Below are 17,481 nucleotides of genomic sequence, written 5' to 3'. Positions count from 1 at the left end.
CACGTCGATCATTCATTTTCCCGATGCTAGAAATTCGCCACCTGCGCACCCTGAGTGCCCTGCGTTCATCCGGCAGCCTGGTGCGCGCGGCGCAGCTGCTCAACCTGACCCAGTCGGCGCTGTCGCACCAGATCCGCTTGCTGGAAGAGCGCTACAACGCGCCTTTGTTCGAGCGCAAGTCGATGCCGATCGCGTTTACGGCCACGGGCAGCCGCTTGCTGGCGCTGGCCGACAAGCTGCTGCCCGAGATCGAGCTGGCCGAGCGCGACGTGGCGCGCCTGTCGCAGGGCGACAAGGGGCAGCTGCGCGTGGCGCTCGAATGCCATACCTGTTTCGACTGGCTCATGCCGGTGATGGATGCGTTCCGCCAGCGCTGGCCGGAAGTGGAGATCGATCTTGTCTCCGGCTTTCACAGCGAACCGGCCGACCTGCTGCGCTCGGGCGAGGCGGATCTGGTGATCGGCTCGCCGTACGGCCCCGATTTCACCGTGTTTCCCCTGTTCCGCTTTGAAATGCTGGTGGTGATGGCGCAGAAGCACCGGCTGCAGGCGCAGCGCCGGCTGGCGGCGAGCGACTTTACGGGCGAAACATTGATTACCTATCCCGTGCCGGAAGAGCGCATCGACCTGATCCGCGAAGTGCTGCGGCCCGCCGGTATCCAGTTTGAACGCCGCACGGCGGAATTGACGGTCGCCGTGCTGCAGCTGGTGGCCAGCCGGCGCGGCATCGCCGCCTTGCCGAACTGGGCCATCAAGAATTATGTCGATTACGATTATGTGGTGGCGCGCCCGGTGGGCGAACATGGCTTGTGGAGCGACCTGTATGTCTCCGTGCCGGAGCCGCTGCAGGACAAGGCGTATGTGCGCGACTTCGTCAGCGTGATACGCGAGCAGTGCGCGGCGTCGCTGGACGGTATCAAGTTGTTGTCTTGATCAACGTTGAATTGGAAACAAACCAACAGAAAAGCTTGAGCTATATCAAGGTTCAGCAATGAACCACCGCTTACAGTTGAGCACTGTGCGGCGCAACATGGCACCGCCTTCACATTGGAGAGGAACACTATGTTTTCATTTTCCGAGCAATGGACACTGGCCGGCAAGGCTGTGGTGGAAGCGCAATTGATCAGCGCGCAAGCGTATGCCCAGGCCGCCTTTGACAGTGGCGCCAGCGTGCTCGACTTGCAACTCGATGCGGCCCGCACGGCGCTGGCCGCCGCTGCGGTGGCGGGCAATCAGCTGCTGTCGGCAAAAGATCCGCAGACGCTGCTGCAGTTGTCGCGCACGCAGTCGCAACTGGCCATCGAGCGCATCGGTGCATATGGTCGCCAGGCAAAGGATGTTGCCCAAGAAACGCAGGAGAAATTCGATACCGTGACAAAGGGTGAGTTTGCTGCATCGCGTCAAAAATTTGGCGAGCTGTTGCAGGTGGTAAAGCAAACCCCCGTGCCCCTGATTATTCCCTTCAATAATTTTCTAAAAACCCCTTTCGGCGGGGCGGATGAAGGGTATGATAAAAATAAAAACACGCGTCCCGCAAGTCGGGCGTAAGCGCGTCGCGGCCCGGGCAGCGGCTATCCGCCGCGCCAGGCCGCCCGTCGCCACCGCCGGGCCGGCAGACATCGTTGCCGCCTGCCGTGCGGCGCTGGAACTGTGGCCTATGCCGCGCTAGAATGAAACACAGCCTGCTGTGTCTTCCCGGATTCATTGGATTGGATTCTATTAGCACCTTGACCTTGGCCTTCGTGGCCTGCATATCGGAGAAATAAATGGATGATGTCGTAATCGTGGCCGCCGGCCGTACCGCAGTCGGCAAATTCGGTGGCAGTCTGGCCAAGATTCCTGCGTCCGAACTGGGCGCGCATGTAATCAAGGGTTTGCTGGCACAGACCGGCATCGACCCGAACCTGATCGGCGAAGCCATCCTGGGCCAGGTATTGACGGCCGCCGTCGGCCAGAACGCCGCGCGCCAGGCCGTCATCAAGGCCGGCTTGCCGAGCAGCATACCCGCTTTCACCATCAATAAAGTCTGCGGCAGCGGCCTGAAGGCCACGCACCTGGCGGCACAGGCGATCAAGTGCGGCGACGCCAACATCATCATCGCCGGCGGCCAGGAAAACATGAGCGCCTCGCCGCACGCGATGAACGGCTCGCGCGACGGTTTCCGCATGGGCGACTTCAAGATGATCGACACCATGATCGTCGACGGCCTGTGGGACGTGTACAACCAGTACCACATGGGCATCACGGCGGAAAACGTCGCCAAGAAATACGAAGTGACGCGCGCCGAGCAGGATGAATTCGCGCTGCAGTCGCAGCTGAAGGCGGAAGCGGCGCACAAGGCCGGCAAGTTCAAGGATGAAATCCTGCCGCTGGAAATCACCAGCAAGAAGGGCAGCGTGGTCTTCGACAGCGACGAATACATCAAGCCGGGCTCGACCCTGGAATCGCTGGCCGGCCTGCGTCCCGCGTTCGCCAAGGACGGCACCGTCACGGCCGGCAATGCCTCGGGCCTGAACGACGGCGCCGCCGCCGTCATCATGATGTCCGCCTCGCAAGCGAAGGAACTGGGCCTGAAACCGCTGGCACGCATCAAGGCTTACGCCTCGTCGGGCCTGGACCCGGCCGTCATGGGCATGGGCCCCGTCTCCGCGTCGCGTTTGTGCCTGAAAAAAGCCGGCTGGACGCATGAAGAGCTGGACCTGATGGAAATCAACGAAGCGTTTGCCGCGCAAGCGATTGCCGTCAACAAGGAAATGGGCTGGGATACCAGCAAGATCAACGTGAACGGCGGCGCGATTGCCATCGGCCACCCGATCGGCGCCTCCGGTGCGCGCATCCTGGTGACGCTGATCCACGAAATGATACGCCGCGACGCCAAGAAAGGCCTGGCCGCGCTGTGCATCGGCGGTGGCATGGGCGTGGCCCTGGCCATCGAACGCGACTAATGGTGAACATCGAACCTGACCTACTGCGCGTCGCGATTTGCGGCCTGCGATGCTCACCGTGCTAGAGCACGGTTGCGCTTCTTAGCCACAACTCGCTGCCGCTCGCTACGGTCAGGTTCGATGTAATCCGCCGCTGGATGGATTGGCGGCACGGATTGCTTTGATTAGATTATTAACTTTTTAGCAATAGAACGACACTGAGGGGATGAAAATGGCAAGAGTTGCATTGGTAACTGGTGGCATGGGTGGTCTGGGCGAAGCGGTGTGTTTCAAGCTGGCGGCGCTCGGCTATCGCGTGGTGACGACCTATTCCCCGGGTAATCCGAAGGTCGCGGAATGGCTGGCGACGACGAAGGACATGGGCTACGATTTCAAGGCGTATCCGTGCGACGTGGCCGACTACGATTCGGCGGCGGCCTGCGTGGCGGCCGTGGAAGCGGAAATCGGTCCCGTCGACGTGCTGGTGAACAATGCCGGCATCACGCGCGACATGACCTTCAAGAAGATGGACAAGCCGAACTGGGACGCCGTGATGGGCACCAACCTCGATTCCGTCTTCAACATGACCAAGCCCGTCTGCGACGGCATGGTGGAACGCGGCTGGGGCCGCATCATCAATATCTCGTCCGTGAACGGCCAGAAGGGCGCCTTCGGCCAGACCAACTATTCCGCCGCAAAGGCGGGCATGCACGGCTTCACCAAGTCGCTGGCGCTGGAAGTGGCGCGCAAGAACGTCACCGTCAACACCATCTCGCCCGGCTACATCGGCACCAAGATGGTCATGGCGATTCCGCAGGAAGTGCTCGACAGCAAAATCATTCCGCAAATTCCGATGGCGCGCCTGGGCAAGCCGGAAGAAGTGGCGGGCCTGGTGGCCTACCTGGCTTCCGATGAGGCGGCGTTCGTCACGGGCGCGAATATCTCGATCAACGGCGGCCAGCACATGTCGTAATCGTTGTTGCGGTAAACCAGAAAAGACAGCTGCGGCTGTCTTTTTTTATGCTTGTCAGCAAAACGGGACAAGCGCGTGCTTTGCCTTAGAATCAGCATTTCTTCACCGCATCATCCGCCATGTTCCTTGTTCCCGCCTTGCGCCGCGCCAGCGTGCTTGCCTTCCTTTTCCTGGGCGCCAGCGCGGCCCAGGCCAGCGTCGCGTTCCACGTCACGGTGACGACCGAGCGCGTCAACCAGCCCGGCGTGAAAACCAGTCTGCCCGCGCGGGAAAGGCAGGACAGCGACGTGGTGCTGGGCGAACATTTCATCAGCGTCCGCGACGGCCACACCTTGTCCGTGTTTGACTTTGCCACGCGCCGCCGCTACAGGATCGATACGGCGGCGTCCACCTACGACACGTATTCGCTGTTCGACGTGGCGGGTTCGCGCGCCGCTGAGCTGGGCCACCGGCAGGGCATCGTCGGCATGTTGAAGGCGGGCGGCCTTGGCCAGCACGCGACGCCGCCCGTGTATGAGGAGCAAGCTTTGTCGGTGCTGGACAACAAGCGGCGCGGACCCTTGCTGCCGCAAGTGCTCGACGGCGCCGTACTGTGGTCGCTCGATGGGCAGCCCCTGCTGCGCCTGGATATTGCTGGAAGCCCCGTCAGCGGCGACGATGCCGCGGCGTTTGCCCAGTGGTTGCGCTACACGTGGGGCGGCCACCCGGCGGTGCTGAAGATGCTGGCCGACGGCAAGCGCATTCCCGCCGCATTCACCTTGCATCATCAGCAGATGGCCGGCAAAGTCGCGCGCCATTTCCGCATCAGCGCCATGACGGCGGGCGTACCGGCCACGTATGCCTTGTCCGTGTACCGGCCCCGCCCGCTGGCGGCCGATGCGCCCGTACTCGAACGCGTGCTGGCGCAGGCGGCGCTGCTGCCGCCGCTGGAACCCGGGGCGCATCCGGCGCTGCGGGCCGAAGCGGAAAGGCTTTTTGCCGCAGACCAGCCCTTCGAGGCTTTTTTGACCATGCTGGAAGACCATTTCTCCACGGGCGCGCTGGTGGAAAAGCTCACGCCGCAGCAGCAGCTGGCCATGCAGGCATGCCAGCCCATCCATGACTTGACGCGGGCGCTGCTGGCCAAGGACAAGGAAGGCATGCAGGCCGCGCTGGCCACCGTGCAGGACTTGCGCCAGGAATATGGACTGGCACAGCCCGTACTGGCTTTGTTCGAGGGACAACTGCGCGCCCAGCTGGGGCAACGGCAGGCAGCGATGGCCCTGTATCTGCAAGTGCTGCACGCCAAGCCGCACATGGCGGCCGCCTACCAGGACCTGGGCGACGCGCTCTACGCGCAATTCGATGCGCCGAACGCCTGGCGCAGCTGGGATGCGGGCCGGGCCATGGCGCCGTCGCTGCGGCAATTTCGCAAGGTCAATGAGTTGGAGCGCAGCCTGTTGAACGACTACCCCGACTTCTTTGCCGGCGGGTCGCCGCTTGCGCCGGAAGTTCAGCCCAGCACCAGCCGTCCCGCCAGCAAGACGAAGACGGTGGGCAGCACGAACTTGCCGTAAGGGGAAGGCTTGCCGCGCAGGCGGCGCGCCAGGCGCGCTGCGGCGATGGCGTAGACGGCGTCGAACAGCAGGCCCACCAGCACCAGGACGGTGCCCAGGCGCAAGTATTGCAGGCCGACGCTCTCGCTGCCGACGACGAATTGCGGCAGGAACATGCTGCAAAACAGCAGTGCCTTCGGATTGAGCAGATTCGTCAGGAAGCCGCGCACGAAGCTGGCGCGCGCGCTGTGCGCCGTGGCGGGCGCCTGCGCCTCGGGCGTGGCGGTTTTCGACAGGGCCGACTGCAGCAGGCGGGCCGCCAGGTACAGCAGGTAGGCGGCGCCCGCCCATTTGACCCAGCGCAAGGCTTGCGGATGCGTCACCATCAGCGCCGCCAGGCCGGCGCCCGACAGCGCCACGTGCACGGCGCGCGCGCCGGCGATGCCCAGCGCCGTCACCAGCGCCGTGGCCACGCCGCGCGCGGCGCCCGTCGCCAGCACCAGCGCCATGTCGGGGCCCGGCAATAAAAAGGCGCCGGCCAGTGCCAGCAGGTACATCAGGAAGGTAGAATCGGACATGCGCCAGTCGCCAAGGAAAGCGGGAGCAAGCGCACAGTGCAGCTTGCTCGCCGGGCCCCATTATCTTCTTGCTGAGATGAAATGTGCTTGCTTTTCCTGCCTGGTATGTCCTAGTATTCGGGTAGATTCCACTCGCATAAGAATAAAAATTAGATGAAAATTTCAGAAGTCAGCCTCGACGCCACCGATTTGCAGATACTCAGGCTGTTGCAGGATGAAGGGCGGCTGTCCAACGCGCGCCTGGCCGAGCGCTTGAAGCTCAGTGAAACCCCCGTCTGGCGCCGCCTGCGTCGCCTGGAAGAGGAAGGTTTTATTACCGGCTACCAGGCTTTGCTGAACCGCAAGAAGCTGGGCATCGGCCTGGTCGCGTTCGTGCGCGTGGTGTTTGCCAACCACGGCGGCGAGCAGCCATCGCAGTTCGAGCAAGCCATCGCCACGATTCCCGAAATCCTGTCGTGCCACAACGTGGCGGGCGAAGCTGATTATTTCCTGCAAGTGGTGGCGCGCGACCTGGAAGCGTATGGCGAATTCGTCTCGACCGTGCTGCGCCGCCTGCCTGGCGTGGCGGAAATCCAGTCCAGCCTGTCGATGCGCGAAATCAAGTCGTCGAACCGCCTGCCCCTGCTGCTGGCCTGAGGCGCCGGGGGCGCACTATAATTGGAACAGTTGCCCGGCACCTGCTGCCTGGCCCCCTGACTGTTTACAAGGACCGCCATGCCCGATTCCCTGTCGCCCCTGTTTCCCTCCCTGACGCCGAACCGGCACGGCATGCTGGCGGTCGATGACATCCACACCATTTATTGGGAAGAGTGCGGCAACCCCGACGGCATTCCCGTGCTGTTCCTGCATGGCGGCCCCGGCGCGGGCCTGTCGCCGCAGCACCGCCGCTTCTTCGATCCGCAGCGCTACCGCGTGATCCTGTTCGACCAGCGCGGCGCCGGCAAGTCCACGCCGCTGGGCGAGTGGCGCAACAACACGACGCAGCTGCTGATCGCCGATATCGAACGCTTGCGCGCCCAGTTCGGCATCGCCCAATGGCTGGTGTTTGGCGGCTCGTGGGGCTCGACCCTGGCGCTGGCGTATGGCCAGGCGCATCCTGCCGCCTGCCTCGGTTTCGTCTTGCGCGGCATCTTTTTGTGCACGCAGGCGGAAATCGACTGGTTCATCGAGGGCGTGCGCTGGTTCTATCCGGAGTTGTACGAAGAATTTGCCGCGCCGATTCCAGCGGAGGAGCGGGGCGATTTGCTGGCGGCCTACGTGCAACGCATCCTCAGCAGCGACCCCGCCGTGTACTGGCCGGCCGCGCGCGCCTGGAGCCGTTTCGAAGGCCGCCGCGTGTACCTGATGCCGCAGCCCGAAGATGCGCCGAACGACGCGCTCGACCTGGGCGTGGGCCGGCTCGAATCGCATTACATGGCCAATCTCGGTTTCTTCGAGGAAGACCAGCTGATCCGCAACATGGGGCGCATCGCGCATTTGCCGGCCGTCATCGTGCAGGGCCGCTACGACGCCATCTGCCCGCCGCTGTCGGCCTACCGCCTGCAGCAGGCCTGGCCCGGCGCGCAGCTGGAGATGATTCCCGATGCGGGCCATGGCGCGCTGGAACACGGCATCGCTTCGGCGCTGGTGCGTGCCACCGAGCGTTTCGTGCCAGGGCGCGGCTTCGCATGATGGTGAAACGTGCTTGGCGGCAAAGTCGCCAGCCGGCCTGCGCCACCTGCTACACTATGGCCTGTGCTGGCGCCACGGTCGGGCGCCGGTGTGAACCCACGACTTTTTATCCATGAACATACAGATCGGCGACATCGGCCATATCATCCAGCTGGCGATCGCGCCGGTTTTCCTGCTGACCGGTATCGGCACCATGCTGGTGGTGCTGACCAATCGCCTGGGCCGCATCATCGACCGCACGCGCGTGCTGGAAGACCGGCTCGACATCGGCTACAACGATTTCTATATGGATGAGCTCGATACCTTGTACCGGCGCACCCATCTGATCAATTATTCGATTTCGCTCAGCACGGCCTGTGGTTTCTTCGTCTGCGTCATCATCGCCATGCTGTTTTTGGGCGATATTCTGAACCTGACCCTGGACAAGTACATCGCCGCCTTCTTTGTGCTGGCCGTGCTGTGCCTGATCGGTTGTTTTATTTATTTATTGCGCGAAATTTACCTGGCCGCGACGGCCCAGCGCATCCGGCGCCATATCCGCCCGCCACGCTAGGCGGCGGTGGCGCCGGCTTACCTCCTATTGAAGAACGAGTCCCGCATGCACGATTACAAACGTCCCCCCACCCTGCACCGCTACGGCCAGCGCAGCGAACTCGAACTGGCGCTGAGCCTGGGCCAGTTCCGCCTGACGCCGGCGGGCAACTGCCTGACCCTGAGCTTTTCCCAGGTATGGGACAAGCAGCTGTTCGACCTGTTCGCGCCGGCCGATGCCTGCCTGATCATCCATAATACGGAAGAATTCGGCGAGCGCCTGCACCGTGCCGTACAGCGCACCCTGCCCAGCTGGGCAGGCATCGACGGCATCGTCGAGTATGGCCAGCGCGCCGCGCTGGGCGCCGCCTTCACCAAGACGCGCGCCGAAGCGGCGGAACAGGAATGGCTGTTCGCCTGGCGCTCGATGCAGCCGCAGGCCAGCCTGAATCCCGTCACCGTGAAACTGGGCAGCCTGGAAAACTTCGCCGAGATCCGCGACCGCGATACCTATCTGGCGTAATTCAGCTCGATTTGTCCGCGTATTGGCTGTCGATGCGGGTGAGCACGGCCGCCATCATGCGCTCGATATCGCCGCGTATCATGGTCGTGCCCAGCATGCCTGGCACATAGAAGCCCGGCATCAGCCGGCTGGAAAAGACGATGCGCGTGCCGCCCGTCTCGGGCACGGGATACAGGTTCCAGCGCGATTCATAGTGGCGCATGTCGCCGGAAATGAGGGCGATGTCGATCGCCGACGGCGGCGATTCCAGCGCCCGCACCACCAGGTGGATCGGGTGGTTCATGAACAGGAAGCGCGCCATGCCCTGCTGTTCGATGATGACTTCATTGCCGTTGCGCGACAGCACGCGGCAGGACGTCAGGTCGGGCACGAATTCACTCATGCGCTCGTAGGTCGTCAGGGTCTTCCACACGGACGCCGGCGGCGCCAGCACGCTGCCGCTGGCATCGACTTCATACATGCGCTGTCCATCGACCTCGATGCGCTTGACGTCCACCTTCAGCTTGTCCAGGCGTGGCGCTTGCGCCTGTGCCGGCGCGGTAGCGGGGACGGCACACAGCATCAGCAGGCAGAGGAAGAGTCGCGTCATGTTACCTAGCCTACGGGAAAGTTGCGCCCGGCACAAGCTGCGCGCGCCGGCTGTGTGTGCCAGCGTCCCCGCGCGAGTGCCGATTTAGAACTCCCGGTCTAGAGAAAGTCGCTGCGGCGGCCCGCAATGCTTGTTACCGTACGGCCTGCATACCACCTTTTATCGGACCGACCATGACTGCCTATCCCCACCTGCTGGCCCCGCTCGACCTGGGTTTTACCTCTTTGCGCAACCGCGTCATCATGGGCTCCATGCATACGGGACTGGAAGACAGGTTTTATCATTATGGCAAGCTGGCCGCGTTTTACCGCGAACGCGCGCGCGGCGGCGTGGGACTGATCGTCACGGGCGGCATCTCGCCGAACCGCCAGGGCTGGCTGCTGCCGTTCGGCGGCACCTTGAATTTCCTCGGTGACGTGCCGAACCACCGCAAGGTGACGCGCGCCGTGCACGAGGAGGGCGGCAAGATCGTCATGCAGATCCTGCATGCGGGCCGCTACGGCTATCAACCGTTCGTCGTCTCGGCCTCGGCGAAAAAATCGCCGATCTCGCCGTTCCGCCCCCGTGCCCTGAGCGAGCGGGGTATCGAGCGCACCATCTGCGACTACGTGCGCTGCGCGCGCCTGGCGCAACAGGCCGGCTACGACGGCATCGAAGTGATGGGCAGCGAAGGCTATTTGCTGAACCAGTTCCTGTGCGCGCGCACCAATCTGCGCCAGGACCGCTGGGGCGGCAGCATCGAAAACCGCATGCGCCTGCCCGTGGAGATCGTGCGCCGCATCCGCGCCGCCGTCGGCCCCAACTTCATCATCATGTACCGCCACTCGCTGCTCGACCTGGTCGAGGGCGGCAATACCTGGGACGATGTGGTGACGGTGGCCAGGGCGCTGGAACAGGCGGGCGTGACCATTTTGAACACGGGCTTCGGCTGGCATGAGGCAAGAGTCCCCACCATCGTCACCTCGGTGCCGCGCGCCGCGTTCGCCTCGGTGGCGGGCCGGCTGCGCCGCGAGGTGAGCATTCCCGTGGTGGCCTCGAACCGCATCAACATGCCGCACGAAGCGAACGCCATCCTGGAACGCGGCGACTGCGACCTGGTGTCAATGGCGCGGCCGTTTCTCGCCGACCCTGACTTTGTCGCCAAGGCCGCATCGGGCCGCACGGACGAGATCAACACCTGCATCGGCTGCAACCAGGCCTGCCTGGACCACACGTTTGCCAACAAGCGCGCCAGCTGCCTGGTCAACCCGCGCGCCTGCCATGAAACGGAACTGGTCTATGCAAAAAAGGCCGTGCCGCGCCGCGTGGCCGTCGTCGGCGCCGGGCCGGCCGGCTTGTCGGCCGCGACCGTGGCGGCCGAATGCGGGCACCACGTGACCCTGTTCGACAGCAGCGACAGCGTGGGCGGCCAGTTCAAGGTGGCCATGCAGATACCGGGCAAGGAAGAATTCACGGAAACCATCCGCTACTTCAGTCGCCGGCTGGCGCTGCTGGACGTCAAGCTGCGCCTGGGCCAGCGCGTGACGCGCGAGCAATTGCTGGCCGGCGGTTACGACGACGTCATCGTCGCCACCGGCATCAAGGTGCGCCTGCCGGCCATTCCCGGCATCGACCACCCGACGGTGCTGTCCTACCTGGACGTGCTGCAAGCGAAGAAGCCTGTCGGCGCGCGCGTGGCCATCATCGGCGCGGGCGGCATCGGTTTCGACGTGGGAGAATATCTGCTGCATGACCCGGCGCACCCGCTGCCCCAGCCCGTATCTGCCTGGGCGGGCGAGTGGGGCGTGGACTTGAATGCGGCCACCGGCGGCGGCCTGGTAGCGCCCGTGGCGCCCGATCCCGTGCGGCAGATTTTCCTGTTGCAGCGCAAGACCTCGAAGGTGGGCGCGGGACTGGGCAAGACCTCGGGCTGGGTGCATCGCGCGGCGCTGGCGCGCAACGGCGTGGCCATGCTGGCCGGCGTCACCTATGACAAGATCGACGACCAAGGGCTGCACATCACGGTGGGCGGCGAGCAGCGCCTGCTGGCCGTGGACAACGTGGTCATCTGCGCGGGCCAGGACAGCCTGACGGAACTCATGCCGGAAACGGACAAGGAGGGCAAGCCTTTGCTGCCGGGCGGCCCGCGCTTCCATAAGATCGGCGGCGCCGCGCTGGCGGCGGAACTCGATGCCAAGCGGGCGATACGCGAAGGGGCGGAGCTGGCGGCACGTTTGTAACCCTGAAAAAAAACGGGGGTCGGACCCTCAGGATCCGACCCCGGCAAGAGGTTCGGCATCAAAGAGCCTTAATGGCCATGCCCCTTCTTCGCCGCATCAAAACTCTGCAGCACGTGCTCGGCCATGCCATTGGCCAGCTCGTGCTCGCCGATGAATACCTTGCCGGCGTTTTCCGCGCGCAGCAATTCCGCCTCTTCCTCGCTGTGCGTGCGCACCACCGTCATGATGTTCGGATTCAGCGCGCGCGCCGTCTCGATCATGGCGCGCACGTGGAAGGTATCGGGCGTGGCGATGACGAGCATGGTGGCGTGCGTGATGTGCGCCTGGATCAGCACGGCCGGTTCGCCCGCATTGCCGGCCACGGCGGGAATGCCCTGCTTGCGCAACTGGTCGACGATTTCGCGGTTTTCCTCGGCCACGACGAAGTGGATGCCCCGCTCCATCAGGGCGGCGGCGATGCGCCGGCCCACGCGGCCATAGCCGACCAGCACGATCTGGCCCGAAAGTTTTTCCTGCGGCACCGTCATCGGCAGTTCGGCCAGCGGGTCGGTGGTGCGCTCGAACTTGCGCGCGAAATCGCTGTTGCCGATCACGCGCAGCAGCGGCTTGGCCATGCTGAACACGAGCGGGTTGAGGGCGATCGACAGGATGGCGCCGGCCAGGATCAGGCTTTGCCCTTCCTGCGGCATCAGGCCCAGCGACAGGCCCAGCGCGGCCAAAATGAACGAGAATTCACCGATCTGCGCCAGGCTGGCCGAGACGATGATGGCTGTTTTCGGTGGATAGCGCAGGGCCATCACCAGCAAGAAGGCGGCGATCGACTTGCCGAAGATAATGATGGCGCACACGGCCAGCACTTGCAGGGGCTTGTCGATGAGGATGTTGGGTTCGAACAGCATGCCGACGGAAACGAAGAACAGCACGGCGAACGCGTCGCGCAGGGGCAGCGACTCTTCCGCGGCGCGGTGGCTCAGCTCGGATTCGCGCAGCACCATGCCGGCAAAGAAGGCGCCCAGCGCGAAGGACACGCCGAACAGCTTGGTCGACGCATAGGCGATGCCGACGGCGGCGGCGATCACGCACAGGGTAAACAGTTCGCGCGAACCGGTGCGCGCCACTTGCCACAGGATCCACGGGAACAGCTTGCGCCCGACGACCAGCATGAAGATGATGAAACCGGCCACTTGTCCCAGGGTCACGGCCAGGGTGTGCCACAGGCTGACGGCCTCGGCATCGGGCGCGGCCTTGCCGCCCAGCACACTGGCGAAGGCCGGCAGCAGCACCAGCACCAGCACGGTGACGAGATCTTCCACCACCAGCCAGCCGACGGCGATGCGGCCATTCAGGGAATCGAGGATGCCCCGTTCCTCCAGGGCGCGCAGCAGCACCACGGTGCTGGCCACCGACAGGGCCAGGCCGAAGATCAGTCCGCCGCCGAGGGTCCAGCCCCACCAGTGCGCCAAGCCCATGCCCATCGCCGTGGCGACGGCGATCTGCAGGATGGCGCCAGGCAGCGCGATCTTGCGCACATCCCATAAATCCTCGATGGAAAAGTGCAGACCGACGCCGAACATCATCAGCATCACCCCGATTTCCGCCAATTGCCCGGCTATTTCCGCATCCGCCACAAAACCGGGCGTGGCCGGTCCGATGATGATGCCGGCAGCCAGATAGCCGACCAAGGCCGGCAATTTCAGGCGCGCGGCGATAAAGCCGAAGATGAGGCCGAACCCGAGGGCGGCGGCGATGGTGGTGATCAGACTGATGTCATGGGGCATGCGGGGTGGGTTCCTTATGGCGGCGTGCGGATGGAAAAAGATGTTGCTCAGGGGCTAAGTATAAACGCAACAAAGCTGCGGCTGGAATTTTTCCTGCCGCTTTTTTGTAAAAAACTTGCGCGCCATCTTCGTGCAGGTGGCTGCGAACGCACTGCAATCCGCCATGAACTGCGCCTAATTCAAGGAATCAGGCGATGTTACTCCGATGCGCTCACACCTTGCGCACGACTACGCAGCCGATGGAATAGCCGGCGCCGAACGAGCAGATCACGCCCATGGCCCCTGCCGCCATGTCATCCTGATATTTGTGGAAGGCGATGATGGAACCGGCCGACGAGGTGTTGGCATAGGTATCGAGGATCACGGGCGCCTCGTTCGCTTCCGCGTCGCGGCCCAGGATCAGGCGCGCGATCAGCAAATTCATGTTCAGGTTGGCCTGGTGCAGCCAGTAGCGGGAGACTTGCGCCACTTCCACGCCGGCCTTGGCCAGGGTCGCCTTGATCATCTCGGCGGCCATCGGGCACACTTCCTTGAAGACCTTGCGGCCTTGCTGGCGGAACAGTTTGTCGGCCTTGCCCACGCCGGACTCGTCAAAACGGTTGAGGAAGCCGAAATTGTTGCGGATGGCGTTCGAGAAGCGCGTCTTGAGTTCCGTGCCGATGATCTCGAACTGGTGGCTGGAAACGGCCGTGTCCTTCGCTTCGACGATGATGGCGGTGCAGGCGTCGCCGAAAATAAAATGGCTGTCGCGGTCGCGCCAGTTCAGGTGGCCGCTGGTGATTTCGGGATTCAAGACCAGCACGGCGCGCGCCTGGCCGCTTTGCACGGCGGCGACGGCTTGCTGGATGCCGAAGGTGGCCGACGAGCACGCCACGTTCATGTCGAAGCCATAACCGTCGATGCCCAGCGCATCCTGCACTTCCACGGCCATGGCCGGGTAGGCGCGCTGCATGTTGCTGCAGGCCACCAGCACCATGTCGATATCGGCTGGCGTGCGGCCGGCGCGTGCCAGCGCATCGCGCGCGGCGGCCACGGCCATTTCAGCCTGCAGCGACAGTTCGTCATCGCCCCGTTCCGGAATGCGCGACACCATGCGCGCCGGATCGAGGATGCCTTCCTTTTCCATCACGAAGCGCGACTTGATGCCGGAGGCCTTTTCAATGAAGGCCACGCTCGACAGGTCCAGCGCCGTCACCTCGCCCGCGGCGATCGCGTCGGCGTGCTCGGCATTGAACTTTTCCGCGTAGGCATTGAAGCAGGTGACCAGCTCTTCGTTGGAGATCGAAAAGGGCGGCGTGTACAGTCCGGTACCGCTGATGACGACTTGTTTCATGGTTAAACTTTCAAATTTGGCAATCGGCGCGGCGCCGATAAGTGAAGCAAATTTTACACAAACGGGCTCGACTGTAGAGAGTTTCGTGTTGCGGGGGAGGGGGAAGTGTGGCGGAAGGTTGATTTTTGTCGCGTGGACGGGTGCCGGGGGTATTGCGTGTGATGGGGTCAGACCCGGCGGGTCTGACCCCAAACTGCCTACTTTTTCTGTTCTTTCTTGACATCGGCTTGCACCACCACGGGTTCGGCCTTGGCCAGTTGCACCGGCAAGCCCTTCAGGTGGTTCAGCGCCTGGTGCAATTGGAAATCATCCTTGCTGCCAAATTCCAGCGGCTTGCGGGTCTTTTCCAGGGCGATGATGCGCAATTGCTCTTCCATCTCGTCGTTGACGGGGGCGGCCTTGGCACTTTCTTGGTCGCGGTCGTTGCTCAGGTGCTTGGTCAGGTCCGCCTCGCGGATGCGCAAGCCGTTCAAGCCGTCGCCATCCGCATTTTCATCGACCAGCAGGTCGGGCACGATGCCCTTGGCCTGGATCGAGCGGCCATTGGGCGTGTAGTAGCGCGCCGTCGTCAGCTTGACGGCCGTGTCGGCCGTCAGCTGGCGGATGGTTTGCACGGAACCCTTGCCGAAGGTTTGCGTGCCGATGATGGTGGCGCGCTTGTAGTCCTGCAGGGCGCCGGCGACGATTTCCGAGGCCGAGGCCGAGCCCGTGTTGACGAGCACCACCAGCGGCACGTTCTTGATGGCGGCCGGCAGTTTCGCCAAAGCATCGCCTTCCGAGCGGAACGTATAGTATTCGGCGCGGCCGTAGAACACCTGTTTCGAGTCGGGCAGCTGGCCATTCGTCGAGACGATGGCCGCGTCTTTCGGCAGGAACGCGGCCGAGACGCCGATGGCGCCTTGCAGCACGCCGCCCGGATCGTTGCGCAGGTCCAGCACCATGCCCTTGATCTGCGGATCCTGCTGGTACAGCGCCTTGATTTGCGCGGCCATGTCGTCCACGGTCGGCTCCTGGAATTGCGACACGCGCAGCCACGCATAGCCGGGTTCGACCATTTTCGACTTCACGCTCTTCTGGTGGATTTCCTCGCGCGTGATGACGAAGGACAACGGCTGGGGTTCATCCTTGCGGGCGATGGTCAGCGACACCTTGGTGCCCGGTTCGCCGCGCATGCGCTTGACGTTGTCGTCGAGATTGACGCCCTTGACGGGCTGGCCATCGAGGCGGGTAATCAGGTCGCCGGCCTTGATGCCGGCGCGGTAGGCGGGCGAATCCTCGATGGGCGAGACGATCTTGATGTAGCCATCTTCGCTCAGGCCGATCTCGATGCCCAGGCCGACGAACTTGCCCTCGGAACCTTCGCGCAGTTCGGCGTAGGCTTTCTTGTCCAGGTAGGCGGAATGGGGGTCGAGCGAGGCGACCATGCCGGCAATGGCGTCTTCCAGCAGTTTCTTGTCTTCCACCGGTTCGACGTAATCGGACTTGATCAGGCCGAATACATCGGCCAGCTGGCGCAACTCTTCCAGCGGCAGGGGAGGTTCGACGGTTTTCTGCGCCATCGCCGAAAATTGCAGCGACACGGCGACGCCGGCCACCACGCCCAGGCCGATCAAGCCGGTATTTTTGAGTTTGCCCATCTTTGCACCTTTACAGCGGTAGTGTCTTGCACAAGCGCCAGTCCCCGTGGAGCGGCGCTTTCCCGAAAGTATAGACCTGAATCCCGGCCGGCGTGGGCCAGGCGTGGAAAAAGCGTGCCTGACCCAGTCTACGCGCCAAAACGGGGCTGCCAGCTTGCCATATGTTGCGGCTTTGTATGCGATGTATAGTTACTCTTGAGGGGAGTAAGCATTTGTAAGAGTCGAAAAAAAGCGTGTGCGGCGGCCCTATAGTGGATTCGCATTCTCGACCCGAAGTGGTTTTGCCTGCGTCTTCGGACGCAGGCTTTTTTTTATCCGGAGCCTCCATGACATCGCTGAACTTTCCCCCCGCCTTGCGCCGCCTCGGCCTGGCTTTCCTGCTGGGCACTACCGCCTTGACAGCCTCGGCCGTGCCGATCGCCGAGATGCGCCTGGAAGACTTGCTGCCGATGGCGCCCGATTTCAAGACGGAACTCAAACTCAACGCGAATCAGACCATCCTGTGGCAGCAGGTGGAGGGCAGGACGCGCCAGCTCTTGCGCGAGCGCAAGGCGCGTCGCGAACGCCTGCAGGCGGCGGTGACGCAGGGCTTGCAAGCGCCGCGCCTGGAATTGCGCGACCTGGTGGGTGGGCTGGACAATGAAAGCACCTTGAGCCTTGCCGAAGAAAAACAGGTGCGCGAATGGTGGCTCAGCGTCAATGATGCCCTCGATGAACAGCAGCGCCAGATGGTAGCCCAGTTCATTGCCGGCCAGATGGCCCGCGTCATGGATGCGGCGGCACCGCACGGCGAGCCGCGCGGCGCGCCTGCCGGTGAACATGGCGGGCGCAAGGGTGGTGGCAAGGGCGGCATGGGCGGCGCGGGCGGCATGGGCATGAACGTGGGCAGCGGTGGCGCCAGCATGAATTTTCCAGAAAACTGAGTGCCTGGCGATCGGGCAGCACGGCTGGATGCTGTAATTATTGTTAATTGCATCACGATTTTGTTGCTTAATTGTCGTGCCAATGTATCGTAAAGTAAAAAATCGCCGCCCCGCCTGGGCGCTCCGAAGGGCTGGTCCGGATGCCGGCGGCCGCCGCCAGCGCGGCGCCGGGTGCGGTCATGGCCGTCCTTGCTGGCGCAACACGCGGTCACATGGCGCCCTGCGCGGGCCGGCACGCGGGTCTCGACTGTCTGGCATATTTCCGTGA

General features: G+C 63.5%; 16 protein-coding genes. 11 read left to right on the top strand and 5 right to left on the bottom strand.

Features of this window, described 5'->3' with window-relative positions:
* Positions 1-23 precede the first annotated feature (23 nt).
* The 5 genes from BM193_RS17325 to BM193_RS17305 all read left to right on the top strand — a co-directional run bounded on the left by BM193_RS17325 (position 24) and on the right by BM193_RS17305 (position 5,452).
* On the top strand, positions 24-932 hold the full coding sequence (locus tag BM193_RS17325; protein ID WP_092798758.1) for a LysR family transcriptional regulator: 909 nt from the start codon (positions 24-26) through the stop codon (positions 930-932).
* A gap of 129 nt (positions 933-1,061) precedes the next feature.
* Complete coding sequence (locus tag BM193_RS17320) at positions 1,062-1,547, top strand: phasin family protein (RefSeq protein WP_092798757.1); 486 nt, start codon at positions 1,062-1,064, stop codon at positions 1,545-1,547.
* A 218-nt stretch (positions 1,548-1,765) separates the two neighbouring features.
* Positions 1,766-2,944, top strand: a complete 1,179-nt coding sequence (locus BM193_RS17315; protein WP_092798756.1) for an acetyl-CoA C-acetyltransferase — start codon at positions 1,766-1,768, stop codon at positions 2,942-2,944.
* Between the two features lie 211 nt (positions 2,945-3,155).
* Positions 3,156-3,896, top strand: coding sequence for an acetoacetyl-CoA reductase (gene phbB / locus BM193_RS17310; protein WP_035823615.1), 741 nt, complete (start codon positions 3,156-3,158; stop codon positions 3,894-3,896).
* 119 nt (positions 3,897-4,015) lie between these two features.
* A complete protein-coding gene (locus BM193_RS17305) occupies positions 4,016-5,452 on the top strand; it encodes a tetratricopeptide repeat protein (RefSeq protein ID WP_092798755.1) in 1,437 nt (478 codons plus the stop codon).
* On the opposite strand, the gene BM193_RS17300 is transcribed toward BM193_RS17305, so the two are convergent.
* Positions 5,389-6,009 carry a LysE family translocator gene (locus BM193_RS17300; protein WP_254786299.1) on the bottom strand — a complete coding sequence of 207 codons (621 nt, stop codon included), beginning with the start codon at positions 6,007-6,009 and terminating at the stop codon, positions 5,389-5,391. The two genes, BM193_RS17305 and BM193_RS17300, sit on opposite strands and share 64 nt — an antisense overlap.
* A gap of 153 nt (positions 6,010-6,162) precedes the next feature.
* On the opposite strand from BM193_RS17300, the gene BM193_RS17295 reads away from it, so the two are divergent.
* From BM193_RS17295 to BM193_RS17280, 4 genes are all read left to right on the top strand, one after another.
* Entirely contained in the window at positions 6,163-6,645 is a 483-nt protein-coding gene (locus BM193_RS17295; protein WP_034752896.1) for an Lrp/AsnC family transcriptional regulator, read from the top strand.
* Between the two features lie 78 nt (positions 6,646-6,723).
* Positions 6,724-7,680, top strand: a complete 957-nt coding sequence (gene pip, locus BM193_RS17290) for a prolyl aminopeptidase (protein ID WP_092798751.1) — start codon at positions 6,724-6,726, stop codon at positions 7,678-7,680.
* A gap of 112 nt (positions 7,681-7,792) precedes the next feature.
* Positions 7,793-8,233, top strand: coding sequence for a DUF2721 domain-containing protein (locus BM193_RS17285; protein WP_092713338.1), 441 nt, complete (start codon positions 7,793-7,795; stop codon positions 8,231-8,233).
* Between the two features lie 45 nt (positions 8,234-8,278).
* Positions 8,279-8,734: a hypothetical protein gene (locus tag BM193_RS17280; RefSeq protein WP_092798744.1), complete on the top strand. Its 456-nt coding sequence runs from the start codon at positions 8,279-8,281 to the stop codon at positions 8,732-8,734.
* A 1-nt stretch (position 8,735) separates the two neighbouring features.
* Here BM193_RS17280 and BM193_RS17275 read toward each other — a convergent pair whose 3' ends face one another.
* Complete coding sequence (locus BM193_RS17275) at positions 8,736-9,323, bottom strand: SRPBCC family protein (RefSeq protein WP_368087091.1); 588 nt, start codon at positions 9,321-9,323, stop codon at positions 8,736-8,738.
* Between the two features lie 173 nt (positions 9,324-9,496).
* Here BM193_RS17275 and BM193_RS17270 point away from each other — a divergent pair, with 173 nt between their 5' ends.
* Positions 9,497-11,542, top strand: coding sequence for an NADPH-dependent 2,4-dienoyl-CoA reductase (locus BM193_RS17270; RefSeq protein ID WP_092798740.1), 2,046 nt, complete (start codon positions 9,497-9,499; stop codon positions 11,540-11,542).
* 68 nt (positions 11,543-11,610) lie between these two features.
* On the opposite strand, the gene ybaL is transcribed toward BM193_RS17270, so the two are convergent.
* The 3 genes from ybaL to BM193_RS17255 form a co-directional block, all read right to left on the bottom strand.
* Positions 11,611-13,320: a cation:proton antiporter domain-containing protein gene (ybaL, locus tag BM193_RS17265; RefSeq protein WP_092798739.1), complete on the bottom strand. Its 1,710-nt coding sequence runs from the start codon at positions 13,318-13,320 to the stop codon at positions 11,611-11,613.
* A 211-nt stretch (positions 13,321-13,531) separates the two neighbouring features.
* Positions 13,532-14,653 carry a beta-ketoacyl-ACP synthase III gene (locus BM193_RS17260; protein ID WP_092798738.1) on the bottom strand — a complete coding sequence of 374 codons (1,122 nt, stop codon included), beginning with the start codon at positions 14,651-14,653 and terminating at the stop codon, positions 13,532-13,534.
* 197 nt (positions 14,654-14,850) lie between these two features.
* Complete coding sequence (locus BM193_RS17255; RefSeq protein WP_092798736.1) at positions 14,851-16,290, bottom strand: S41 family peptidase; 1,440 nt, start codon at positions 16,288-16,290, stop codon at positions 14,851-14,853.
* A gap of 326 nt (positions 16,291-16,616) precedes the next feature.
* Here BM193_RS17255 and BM193_RS17250 point away from each other — a divergent pair, with 326 nt between their 5' ends.
* On the top strand, positions 16,617-17,213 hold the full coding sequence (locus BM193_RS17250) for a hypothetical protein (protein WP_092798734.1): 597 nt from the start codon (positions 16,617-16,619) through the stop codon (positions 17,211-17,213).
* Positions 17,214-17,481: the final 268 nt, after the last annotated feature.

Origin of the sequence: Janthinobacterium sp. 344 (assembly GCF_900112025.1) — a bacterium.
Classification (GTDB): domain Bacteria; phylum Pseudomonadota; class Gammaproteobacteria; order Burkholderiales; family Burkholderiaceae_D; genus Janthinobacterium.
This window is presented reverse-complemented; position numbering and strand designations above follow the sequence as displayed.

What these genes read in the sequence shown, in the direction of transcription:
- BM193_RS17270 (WP_092798740.1), top strand. Translation starts at nt 9,497, where the DNA reads ATGACTGCCTATCCCCACCTGCTGGCCCCGCTCGACCTGGGTTTTACC.
- BM193_RS17280 (WP_092798744.1), top strand. Translation starts at nt 8,279, where the DNA reads ATGCACGATTACAAACGTCCCCCCACCCTGCACCGCTACGGCCAGCGC.
- BM193_RS17250 (WP_092798734.1), top strand. Translation starts at nt 16,617, where the DNA reads ATGACATCGCTGAACTTTCCCCCCGCCTTGCGCCGCCTCGGCCTGGCT.
- BM193_RS17275 (WP_368087091.1), bottom strand. Translation starts at nt 9,323, where the DNA reads ATGACGCGACTCTTCCTCTGCCTGCTGATGCTGTGTGCCGTCCCCGCT.
- ybaL (WP_092798739.1), bottom strand. Translation starts at nt 13,320, where the DNA reads ATGCCCCATGACATCAGTCTGATCACCACCATCGCCGCCGCCCTCGGG.
- BM193_RS17320 (WP_092798757.1), top strand. Translation starts at nt 1,062, where the DNA reads ATGTTTTCATTTTCCGAGCAATGGACACTGGCCGGCAAGGCTGTGGTG.
- BM193_RS17305 (WP_092798755.1), top strand. Translation starts at nt 4,016, where the DNA reads ATGTTCCTTGTTCCCGCCTTGCGCCGCGCCAGCGTGCTTGCCTTCCTT.
- BM193_RS17255 (WP_092798736.1), bottom strand. Translation starts at nt 16,290, where the DNA reads ATGGGCAAACTCAAAAATACCGGCTTGATCGGCCTGGGCGTGGTGGCC.
- BM193_RS17315 (WP_092798756.1), top strand. Translation starts at nt 1,766, where the DNA reads ATGGATGATGTCGTAATCGTGGCCGCCGGCCGTACCGCAGTCGGCAAA.
- BM193_RS17325 (WP_092798758.1), top strand. Translation starts at nt 24, where the DNA reads ATGCTAGAAATTCGCCACCTGCGCACCCTGAGTGCCCTGCGTTCATCC.
- BM193_RS17300 (WP_254786299.1), bottom strand. Translation starts at nt 6,009, where the DNA reads ATGTCCGATTCTACCTTCCTGATGTACCTGCTGGCACTGGCCGGCGCC.
- BM193_RS17260 (WP_092798738.1), bottom strand. Translation starts at nt 14,653, where the DNA reads ATGAAACAAGTCGTCATCAGCGGTACCGGACTGTACACGCCGCCCTTT.
- BM193_RS17295 (WP_034752896.1), top strand. Translation starts at nt 6,163, where the DNA reads ATGAAAATTTCAGAAGTCAGCCTCGACGCCACCGATTTGCAGATACTC.
- BM193_RS17285 (WP_092713338.1), top strand. Translation starts at nt 7,793, where the DNA reads ATGAACATACAGATCGGCGACATCGGCCATATCATCCAGCTGGCGATC.
- phbB (WP_035823615.1), top strand. Translation starts at nt 3,156, where the DNA reads ATGGCAAGAGTTGCATTGGTAACTGGTGGCATGGGTGGTCTGGGCGAA.
- pip (WP_092798751.1), top strand. Translation starts at nt 6,724, where the DNA reads ATGCCCGATTCCCTGTCGCCCCTGTTTCCCTCCCTGACGCCGAACCGG.